Here is a 9,937-nt window from a genome sequence, read left to right as displayed (position 1 = left end):
GGGGTTCCGCTAACGGGGGGGGGCGGGCGCGCGGCCGCCCGGCGTCCCTTTCCCACCCCTCGTTCCCCGGTCCCGCGATGCTGTGCCAGGGTCGGCACGCCGGACTCGACCGGCACCGTCAACGGGCCGCCGGGGCAACGGAGTCCATGCCGCGCACCCCCCGGGCAGGTCAGGCGTATCGGCAGTCGGCGACAGCCGCAGGGGGAAGGGTCATCCGGATGATCAGCAGGCGTACGTTCGGCAAGGCCGTCGGTGCGACCACCGGCGCCGCAGCCATGTCACTGACCGGGCCGTGGGACGCGTCGGCCGCGGACGCGCCCGGCAACCCGCCGGACGGCCGGTCCGGGAGCGCGCTCCCCACCGTGTCCGCGCCCGCCCACACCTCGTTCGCCGCCCTGAAACAGGTGCGGGCAGGGGTCCTGGACGTCGGCTACGCCGAGGCGGGCCCCTCGCACGGCCCGGTGGTCATCTGCCTGCACGGTTGGCCCTACGACATCCACAGCTACGTCGAAGTCGCGCCCTTCCTGGCCGCTCAGGGCTACCGGGTCATCGTCCCGTACCTCCGCGGTCACGGCACGACGCGGTTCCTGTCCTCCCGTACGGTCCGCAACGCCCAGCAGTCGGCTGTCGCCCTCGACATCATCGCCCTGATGGACACCCTCAAGATCGAGAAGGCGGTCCTCGCCGGTTTCGACTGGGGGTCGCGCACCGCCGACATCATCGCCGCCCTGTGGCCCGAGCGTGTCGCGGCGCTGGTCTCGGTGGGCGGATACCTCATCACCGACGTCGAGGCGCAGAAGACACCGCTGTCCGCGAAGGCCGAGTACAGCTGGTGGTACCAGTACTACTTCGCCACCGAGCGGGGCCGTACCGCCATGGAGACACCGGACGACAGGGACGCCCTGTGCCGGCTGGTCTGGGAGACCGTCTCCCCGACCTGGCACTTCGACGACGCCACCTTCGGACGTACCGCCGCCGCCTTCGACAACCCCGACTACGCCGCCATCGTCATCCACAACTACCGCTGGCGTCTCGGGCTCGCCGACGGCGAACGCCGCTACGACCGCTATGAGAAGCAGCTCGCCGCCCGCCCCTTCATCCACACGCCCACCGTCACCCTCGACCCGGAACGCGACCCCTTCACCGCTCCCGGGAACGGCTGCTCCTACCGGGACCGCTTCACCGGCCGCTACGAGCACCGAGCCCTGGCGGGCATCGGCCACAACGTTCCCCAGGAGGCCCCCGCCGCCTTCGCCGGGGCCGTCGTCGACGCGGCCCGCCTCTGAACCGTCGCCCACTGCTGAAGCCCGTCGCCCGCTGCTGAAATCCGCCGTGCGGCAAGGTCCCGCACTACGCCGTCCGGTGGGGCCGTGGAGCGCGGGAACGGCGAATACGGGGAAGGGGTGAGAAGACTGAGCCGCCGGGCTCACCTTTCCCCCACGGAGCAGCAGGCGAAGGAGCGACGATGGCAGAGCAGCATCCGAACGGCGTGAACGCGGTACCCGGCCGGAGCCAGGACCTGGTGTTGCCGGTGGCCGCGCGCGCCGGCTGGGACGAGGTGGACGTCCGGGCGGTGGACACCATCCGACTGCTCGCCGCGGACGCGGTGCAGAAAGTGGGGAACGGCCACCCCGGGACCGCGATGAGCCTGGCGCCCCTGGCGTATCTGCTGTTCCAGAACGTGATGCGGCACGACCCGGCCGACGACCAGTGGCTCGGCCGGGACCGGTTCGTGCTCTCCTGCGGCCACTCCAGCCTCACCCTGTACATCCAGCTCTACCTCTCCGGGTACGGTCTGGAGCTCTCGGACCTGGAGGCGTATCGCACCTGGGGCTCGGCGACGCCGGGCCACCCGGAGTACCGGCACACCAGGGGAGTGGAGATCACCACGGGGCCGCTCGGTCAGGGGCTGGCGAGCGCGGTGGGCATGGCCATGGCGGCCCGGCGGGAACGGGGTCTGCTCGACCCGGACGCCCCCGCGGGCAGGAGCCCCTTCGACCACCAGGTGTACGTCGTCGCATCGGACGGCGACATGATGGAGGGCGTCACATCCGAGGCGTCCTCGCTCGCCGGGCACCAGGAACTCGGCAGCCTGGTGCTGTTCTACGACGCCAACCAGATCTCCATCGAGGACGACACCGACGTCTCCTTCAGCGAGGACGTGGCCGCCAGATACGCCGCATACGGCTGGCATGTTCAGGACGTCGACTGGCGGGGCGACGGAGCGTACACCGAGGACGTCGACGCCCTGCTCCACGCCATCGAGCAGGCGAGGAGCGAGCGCGGACGCCCGTCGCTGATCGTGCTGCACACCCTGATCGGCTGGCCCGCGCCGACCAAGCAGAACACCGGGAAGGCGCACGGCTCCGCGCTGGGCGACGAGGAGGTGGCGGCCACCAAGAAGCTGCTCGGCTTCGACCCGGACCGCACCTTCACCGTCGAGGACGACGTCCTGCGCAGGGCCCGTGCGGTACGTGACCGCGGCGCCGAGGCCCACGCCCGGTGGCAGCGCGACTTCTCCGCCTGGCGCACGGCCAACCCCGCGCGGGCCGCCCTCCTCGACCGGCTCCAGGCGCAGGAACTGCCCGGCGGCTGGGCCGACGCGCTGCCCGCGTTCCCGGCCGACGAGAAGGGCATGGCCACCCGCAAGGCGTCCGGCGAAGTCCTCGGGGCCCTCGCGCCGGTACTCCCCGAACTGTGGGGCGGATCGGCGGACCTGGCCGGGAGCAACAACACCACCATGGAGGGGGTGGAGTCCTTCCTCCCCGCCGACCGGCAGACGGAGCTGTGGAAGGGCGGACCGTACGGAAGGACCCTCCACTTCGGTATCCGTGAGCACGCCATGGGTGCGATCCTCAACGGCATCGCCCTGCAGAGCCTGACGCGGCCGTACGGGGGCACGTTCCTGACGTTCTCCGACTACATGCGCCCCGCCGTCCGGCTGGCCGCCCTGATGAAGCTGCCCGCCGTGTACGTGTGGACGCACGATTCCATCGGCCTCGGCGAGGACGGTCCGACCCATCAGCCCGTCGAGCACCTCGCCGCCCTGCGGGCCATCCCCGGCCTGGACGTCGTACGGCCCGGTGACGCCAACGAGACCGCCGCCTGCTGGGCCGCCATCCTTGAGCACACCGACCGGCCGACGGGACTGGTCCTCACCAGGCAGAACCTCCCCGTACTCGACCGTGGTCCGGGCTCCGGCCACACCCCCGCCGCGGCGGCCGCCAAGGGCGGGTACGTGCTCACCGAGCGCGGCCGGGGCTCCGAGCCCGACGTGATCATCGTCGCGACCGGCTCGGAGGTGCAGATCGCACTGGACGCCTGTGCTCTGCTGCTGGCCGGTGATCTGACGGTCCGGGTGGTGTCCATGCCGTGCCGCGAATGGTTCGCCCTCCAGCCGGCCGCCTACCAGGACGAGGTGCTCCCGCCTGCGGTACGCGCCCGGGTGAGCGTCGAGGCCGCCGTCGGCCAGGGCTGGCGCGAGGTCGTCGGCGACGCCGGGCGGATCGTCAGCCTTGAGCACTACGGCGCGTCGGCGGACTACCAGCGCCTCTACTCCGAGTTCGGGATCACCCCCGAAGCGGTCGCGCAGGCCGCCCGGGACAGCCTGGACGACACGCGGACGGCGACGCGCCCCGGCGGCCGGCAGAGTACGGCGGCGCCCGCCGACGGCGGCACGGCCGACCGGCCGTGAGGCCCCACCGGCCGGAGCCGCCCATGGGCTCCGGCCGGTGCGGTGTACGGACCAACTGCCGTGCCAAGCAGTGCAGTTGACGGATCAAACGGCACGATGGCGGGTGGGGGCGGTCAGTCCCGGCGGCGCAGGTCCAGCATGCAGAGAACCGTGTCGTAGCGGTCCTCGCCGACGGCGACGAAGCCGGGGAGGCGCCCGTACGGAGTGAAGCCGAGCGACCGGTAGAGCTCCAGAGCCCTGGTGTTGTCGCCACGGGCGTCCAGCGTGAGCACCTCGATACCCGCCTTCCGCGCATCGGTGATCAGGCCGGCGGTCAGCGCCCGGCCGACACCATGCCCCTGGGCCTCGGCGGCCACCGCGATCTTCTCCACATCGGCGTGCGGCCGGTGGGTCGGCCGGGCGTACCGCAGCCAGTACCCGAGCCCCACCATGCGGCGGTCCAGGTAGGCGGCGCGCAGGCCGGCGTCTCCCGCCCGCGCCGCGCGGACGACACGGCGGAGAAGTCCGGCCACTTCGTCCGGCGCGGGCGGTTCGACCCAGCCCAGCGCTGCGCCCGCTCCGACCAGGTCGGCCAGCATCCGGTGAGCGGACTCGGCGAGCCCGGCCGCCAACTCCGGATCGGCAGCCAGCTCCTCGGCGTCGAGGATCACGGGCTCGGCTCTCGGACCGCCGGTCAGGGGGGATGTCATGGGCCGCAGCCTAGTGACCCCGGCCGATCCGGTTCCATCGGCCCTGGGCCGCCGGACAGCCGAGACCTCCGGACAGCCGAGACCTCCGGACCACGGAACGGGAACCGGGTTCCGGCCACCTCTGCCCCGTACGTCACAATGAGTGCACGAGGCGACGGGGATCAGGAAGCCGGTGCGAGTCCGGCGCGGTCCCGCCACTGTGACCGGGAAGCGGTCCTCCTGCATGTCACTGTCCGCTGACGCGGGCGGGAAGGCGGAGGTGAGCGACGATCCGGGAGCCAGGAGACTGACCTGTCGCCGGTCCGCGAGCAGGGGCGAGGACACCCCGGAGAGGATCGGCTGTGACGACGCATGCCCGGACGGAGGCCCCGGACCGGCACCGGCCGGTGCTCGGCAGACGGGGAGCGCTGGCCGCCGGAGGCGCCCTGGCACTGGCCGCGACCGGCCTGCTCGCCGGGTGCGGCGGGGACAGGAAGGACGGGGGAGGCGGTGACCGGTTCCGCGCCGCGTTCACGGCCGGCGGCTCACAGGAGACCCTCGACCCCCATGTCGCCCCGAACTTCGTCGACCAGGCCCGCGCCAAGGCCCTGTACGACACGCTCGGGACCTACGCCGACGACATGTCCGTCCGCAAGCGGCTCGCGGAGTCCTGGGAGAGCGACGCGTCCGGCACCCGGTGGCGCATACGGCTGCGCAAGGCGCAGTTCCACGACGGCAAGCCGGTCACCGCCAAGGACGTCCTCTACAGCTACCGCCGCGCCGCCGACCCCGCCACCGGCTCCCCCTCGCAGGTCCTGCTGTCGGCCATCGACTCCGGCGCCACCCGGGCCGACGGCGAACGGTCCGTCGTCTTCGTACTGAAGGCGCCCAACTTCGAGTTCCCCACCGTCTTCGCGGGCCCCGGCACGGAGATCATCCCCGACGGGACGAAGGAATTCCGCAAGCCCATCGGCTCCGGCCCCTTCACCTATGTGTCGTTCACGCCCGGCGGCACCGCCCGCTACCGCGGCTGGGACGGCCACTGGGACGGCGCCCCGCACATCGCGGAGCTGGAGATCGTCCCCGCGAACGAGGAGTCTGCGCGGCTCAACGCGCTGCTGTCCGGGCAGGTCCACTACGCCGCCGACCTGGCCGGTGCCTCCGTGGACCGGCTGAAGAAGGAGGGCTCGACGCGGCTGCTGACCGCCGAGCGGGCCACCGCCCAGCAGTTGTTGCTGCGCACCGGCCGCAAGCCGTTCGACGATCCGCGGCTGGTGCGCGCCGTGCAGCTGGGGATCGACCGGGAGGCGCTGGTCCGGGTCGCGCTGGCCGGACACGGGGAGCCGGGGAACGACCTGTTCGGCATGGGTCTGCGCGGCTATCCGAACGGCATCGCGCCCCGGGTACGCGATGTCGGCCAGGCACGGAAGCTGGTGAAGGAGGCCGGAGCGGAGGGGCTGCACATCACCGTGGAGACCAGCTCCGTCGATGCCACCTGGGAGGCGGCCGCGGACCTGATGGGGCGGCAGCTGCGTGAGGTCGGGCTCCGTCTGACCGCCAACACCCGTGCGTCCAGTACGTACTTCAGTGAAATCAGGACACAGGGGGTGGCCGCCTTCAACACCACCTCCACCCTGCCCCTCTCCGACTTCCTCCAGCAGCGGGTCCGCGGGGGAGCGGCCCGCAACCAGACGCAGTACGCGTCGAAGAAGTTCGACACGCTCCTGGAGCGGGCCCGCACCACCCGGGACGAGAAGGAGCGGCTGGCGCTCCTCGCCCGGGCACAGAAGCTCGCCCGGGACGAGTCCGGACTGCTGGTGTGGGCGTTCTCCGACGCCAACGACGCGATCGGCCCATCGGTCCGCGGTCTGCGCGCCGCGCCGCCCAACTCGCACGACTGGGCCCGGTTCGACCGGGTCCGCATCGGCTGACGTGCGCGCCTATGTGCTGCGGCGTTTCCTGCTGGCGGCCCTCCAGTGCCTGGTGGTGCTGGTCGCCGTCTTCGCGGTCGGTTCGCTGCTGCCGGGCGACACGGCCGACGTGCTCCGCGGCGAACTCGGCACGCCGGAACAAGTGGCCGCGCTGAGAAGTCAGTTGGGTCTTGACGAGCCGGCCTGGACCCGCTTCGGACACTGGCTCGGCAAGCTGCTCAGCGGCGACCTCGGGCACTCCCTGACCACCGGGCTGCCGGTGGGCGACGACATCGGCCGCCGTATCGGGGTGACGCTGCTGCTGGGCGTGCCGGCGCTGGTGCTGGTCACCGTACTGGCGCCGCTGCTCGGCACGGTGTCGGGGCTGCGGGAGGGCAGTCGCGTCGACCGGACGCTGAACACGGCGGCCGTACTGCTGCACGCGGTACCCGAGTTCGTGCTCGGGCTGCTGCTGGTCGCCTCGGTCTCACTGGCGGCAGGGCTGCTGCCGGCCACCGCTGTCGGCATGGACACCGCCGATCTGCTCACCCAGCCGACCGTGCTGGTGCTGCCCGTCACCGTACTGACGGCCCGTCACCTCTGTGATCTGGCACGGCAGATCCGGGCCGGGGTGGCGGCGGGGCGGCACGGTTCCGTCGCCGCGCATCTGCGGCTCCTCGGTATGCGGGAGCGGACGGTGGTGCTGCGCCATGTACTGCCGGGTGCCCTGGGCCCCGCGGCGCAGCAGTTCGCCCGCTGTGTGGAGGGGCTGCTGGGCGGCACCGTACTGGTGGAGGCGGTGTTCGGCTTCCGCGGCCTCGGCAGCGGTTTCGTCGAGGCCGTACAGAACCGCGATCTGCCTCAGGTGCAGACGTACGCGCTGCTCTTCGCCGGCACCGCTGTCGCGGTCAACCTCATCGGCGACCTCGCCGCCCACCGCCTGGCACCGCACCGGGAGGTGACGGCATGACCGCGCCGGCGGAGGCCGGGACCGTGCGCCCAGGCCGTAACCGCCTGCCGTGGATCGCCCTGACACTGCTCGGTGTGCCGGTGCTCGCGGCCCTGCTGGGGCCGTGGTTGGCCGGGGGTGCTCCGTCGGCGCGGGGCGCGCTGCCGTCGCAGCCGTCCGGCGAAGGGCACCCGCTCGGTACGGACGTCCTGGGTCGCGATGTGCTGTGGCTCGTGCTGCACGGCGGTGCCTCGGTCCTGGGGAGCGCCCTGGGCGCGCTGCTGATCGGCGTGGCCGTGGGTGCCCCGCTGGGGCTGCTGGCGGCGGGCCCGCGGCGCGGCCTCGACGAGACGGTGATGCGCGGCCTCGACCTGCTGCTCGCGTTCCCCGGGCTGCTGGTACTGATGACCCTGGCGGCGACCGGGCACCGCGACCGGTACTGGCTGGTGGCGGTCGCCGGGGTGCTCCAGGTCCCGGCCGTGGCCCGCCTGGTGCGCGGAGCCGCGCTCGCCCCGGCCTCCCGCACGGTCGTCGAGGCGCTGCGGATGCAGGGCCGCGGCTGGGCGTACATCCATCTCCGCCACCTGGCACGGGAGTTGGCCGCCCCGCTGGCCACCGACGCGGGCGGCCGGTTCTCCGTGGTGCTGTATCTGCTGGCGTCCGCCAACTTCCTCGGACTGGGGCTGCCGGTGTCCTCACCCGACTGGGCGGTGCTCATCGAGCGCAACAGCGACGCGCTGTTCACCCAGCCCGCCGCGGTGCTGGTGCCCGCCGGTCTGCTGACGGCGCTCTGCGTCGGCGGCAACCTGCTCGTGGACAGTGCCCTCGCCGGACAGCGGGGGGTCCGGTGAGCCCGGCGAGTGAGTATTCCGGGCGGGCGCAGGAGGGCCCGGTGGCCCGCTCCGCCCGCCCGCCGCTCCTCGACGTCCCGGAGCTCTCCGCGTACGCGGACGGGGCCCGGCGCCCGCTGCTCGACCGGATCGCACTGACCGTTCCCGCCGGTTCCGTCACCGCCGTAGTCGGCCCGTCGGGCAGTGGCAAGACCACGCTCGGCCTGGCCGCGCTCGGAAGCTCCCGCAGGGGCGTACGGCTCTCCGGAAGCGTCCTGCTGGACGGTACGGATCTGCTGCTCCTGGAGCCGTCCCGGCGCCCCCCGGCCCGGGCGGGCCGGGCCGCGCATCTGCCCCAGCACCCGGAGACGGTGCTGGATCCGGTCCGCAGGGCCGGTGGCACCCTCACCGAACTGGCCGCGCTCGGGCACCAGGGACGGGCCGCGCGCAAGTCCGCCGCGCTCGGGGCGGTGGCCCGCGCGGGTCTGGAGTGGGAAGCCGTCCGCCGGCGCTTCCCGCATCAGCTCTCCGGTGGCCAGCAGCAGCGTCTGGCACTCGCCTCCGCCCTGGTGACGGGCGCACAGCTGCTGGTGCTCGACGAGCCGACGAGCGGCCTGGACCCGGCCCTCGCACACGCCCTGGGCCGCACGCTGCGGGCGCTCGCGGAGGACGGCGCGGGTGTGCTGCTGCTCAGTCACGACTTGCGGCTGGTACGGGAGACGGCCGCCCGGATCATCGTGCTGGAGCACGGCCGGGCCGTGGACGACGGGCCGACGGCGGACCTGCTCGGCGCCGACGGTCCGGCTGCCCTCGGTACTGGTACGAGCACTGCGGGTACCGGGACGCGCGCCGCCGGTACCGGTACGGGCGCCGCCGGTACCGGTACGGGCGCTGCCGGTATCGGCACGGGCGCCACTGCTCCGGCCCCTGGCCCCGTGACGGCCGCCGCCGCTCCCGGTACCGGGCCGCCCGCCGTACGCCACCCGGCCACCCGGGAGTTGCTCGCCGCCGAGCGCCGCACCGCCGCGGGCAGGGGCGCGGACCGCGGCACGGCCCGCCCGGCTGCGGAGGGCCTCGGCATCACCGCCACCGGCATCGTCGTACGCCGCAGGTCGGGTGATCCGCTCGCCGGGCCGGTATCCATGGCGTTCGCGCCCGGGAGCAGGACCGCACTGCTCGGCCCCTCGGGCGCGGGCAAGACGACTTTCGCCCGGGTACTGGCCGGTCTGACCACACCCACCCTGGGAGAGGTGCGGTACGACGGCCTACCGCTGCCGCGCCGTGTCGACCGGCGCACGGCCGTACAGCGCCGCGCTGTCCAGTACGTGCACCAGAGCAGCGCGGAATCCTTCGAGGGACACCGCCCGGTCCTCGCACAACTCGCGGACACCGCACGGCTGCTGCGCGGAGTGCGGCCCGAGGAGGCGACGGCCGGCGCGGTACGGGCCGCCGGCGTGCTGGGGCTCGACGAGGCGCTGCTGCACCGGACTCCGGACCGGCTCTCCGGCGGCCAGCTTCAGCGGTGCGCGCTGGTGCGGGCCCTGACCGCGCGCCCGGCCCTGCTGATCTGCGACGAGGTGACGTCGGCGCTGGACACCGGCTCCCGGGAACGCGTCATCGACGCGCTCCCCGGCCTGCTCGCCCCGGCCGGAACCGCCCTGCTGTTCCTCAGCCACGACCTCCCCGCGGTACGGGCGGTCACCGACGAGGCCGCGCTGTTCGACGGCGGCCGCTGTGTGCGCCGCGGTCCTGTCGACGAGGTGCTGCCCGCCGCGTGGTCCGGCAGCGGCGGCCCGGTGTGAGGCCGGGGCCGTGCCGGGCGCCACGTGCCGGGCGGGGCGGGCGGGCGGCCGGGCGGCCCCCCGGGCACCGCCGGCCGCCGGCAC

Annotated in this window: 7 protein-coding genes and 1 riboswitch; of the genes, 6 read left to right on the top strand and 1 reads right to left on the bottom strand. The window is 73.6% G+C overall.

Features of this window, described 5'->3' with window-relative positions; all coding sequences use genetic code 11:
- Positions 1 to 218: 218 nt before the first annotated feature.
- Together ACFXBC_RS04435 and tkt are read left to right on the top strand one after the other, a co-directional pair.
- Positions 219 to 1,286, top strand: coding sequence for an alpha/beta fold hydrolase (locus ACFXBC_RS04435; RefSeq protein ID WP_385018569.1), 1,068 nt, complete (start codon positions 219 to 221; stop codon positions 1,284 to 1,286).
- Between the two features lie 179 nt (positions 1,287 to 1,465).
- Positions 1,466 to 3,694 carry a transketolase gene (gene tkt, locus ACFXBC_RS04430; protein WP_385018567.1) on the top strand — a complete coding sequence of 743 codons (2,229 nt, stop codon included), beginning with the start codon at positions 1,466 to 1,468 and terminating at the stop codon, positions 3,692 to 3,694.
- A gap of 113 nt (positions 3,695 to 3,807) precedes the next feature.
- On the opposite strand, the gene ACFXBC_RS04425 is transcribed toward tkt, so the two are convergent.
- Positions 3,808 to 4,383, bottom strand: a complete 576-nt coding sequence (locus ACFXBC_RS04425) for a GNAT family N-acetyltransferase (protein ID WP_385018565.1) — start codon at positions 4,381 to 4,383, stop codon at positions 3,808 to 3,810.
- A 160-nt stretch (positions 4,384 to 4,543) separates the two neighbouring features.
- Positions 4,544 to 4,672, top strand: a riboswitch (cobalamin riboswitch).
- Between the two features lie 52 nt (positions 4,673 to 4,724).
- Here ACFXBC_RS04425 and ACFXBC_RS04420 point away from each other — a divergent pair.
- From ACFXBC_RS04420 to ACFXBC_RS04405, 4 genes are read left to right on the top strand one after another with little or no spacing between them, the layout of a single operon-like run.
- The gene (locus ACFXBC_RS04420; protein ID WP_385018563.1) at positions 4,725 to 6,293 is read left to right on the top strand and encodes an ABC transporter substrate-binding protein; all 1,569 of its coding nucleotides are present in this window, start codon (positions 4,725 to 4,727) and stop codon (positions 6,291 to 6,293) included.
- Position 6,294: 1 nt separating this feature from the next.
- The gene (locus tag ACFXBC_RS04415) at positions 6,295 to 7,242 is read left to right on the top strand and encodes an ABC transporter permease (RefSeq protein ID WP_385018561.1); all 948 of its coding nucleotides are present in this window, start codon (positions 6,295 to 6,297) and stop codon (positions 7,240 to 7,242) included.
- Positions 7,239 to 8,072: an ABC transporter permease gene (locus ACFXBC_RS04410; protein ID WP_385018559.1), complete on the top strand. Its 834-nt coding sequence runs from the start codon at positions 7,239 to 7,241 to the stop codon at positions 8,070 to 8,072. The genes ACFXBC_RS04415 and ACFXBC_RS04410 overlap by 4 nt, the downstream gene beginning before the upstream one ends.
- Before the next feature lie 41 nt (positions 8,073 to 8,113).
- Entirely contained in the window at positions 8,114 to 9,853 is a 1,740-nt protein-coding gene (locus ACFXBC_RS04405; RefSeq protein WP_385018557.1) for an ABC transporter ATP-binding protein, read from the top strand.
- Positions 9,854 to 9,937 lie beyond the last annotated feature (84 nt).

Origin of the sequence: Streptomyces sp. NPDC059398, assembly GCF_042751845.1 — a bacterium.
GTDB lineage: Bacteria > Actinomycetota > Actinomycetes > Streptomycetales > Streptomycetaceae > Streptomyces.
The sequence above is the reverse complement of the archived record's forward strand: the minus strand, read 5'-3'. Positions and strand labels throughout refer to the sequence as shown.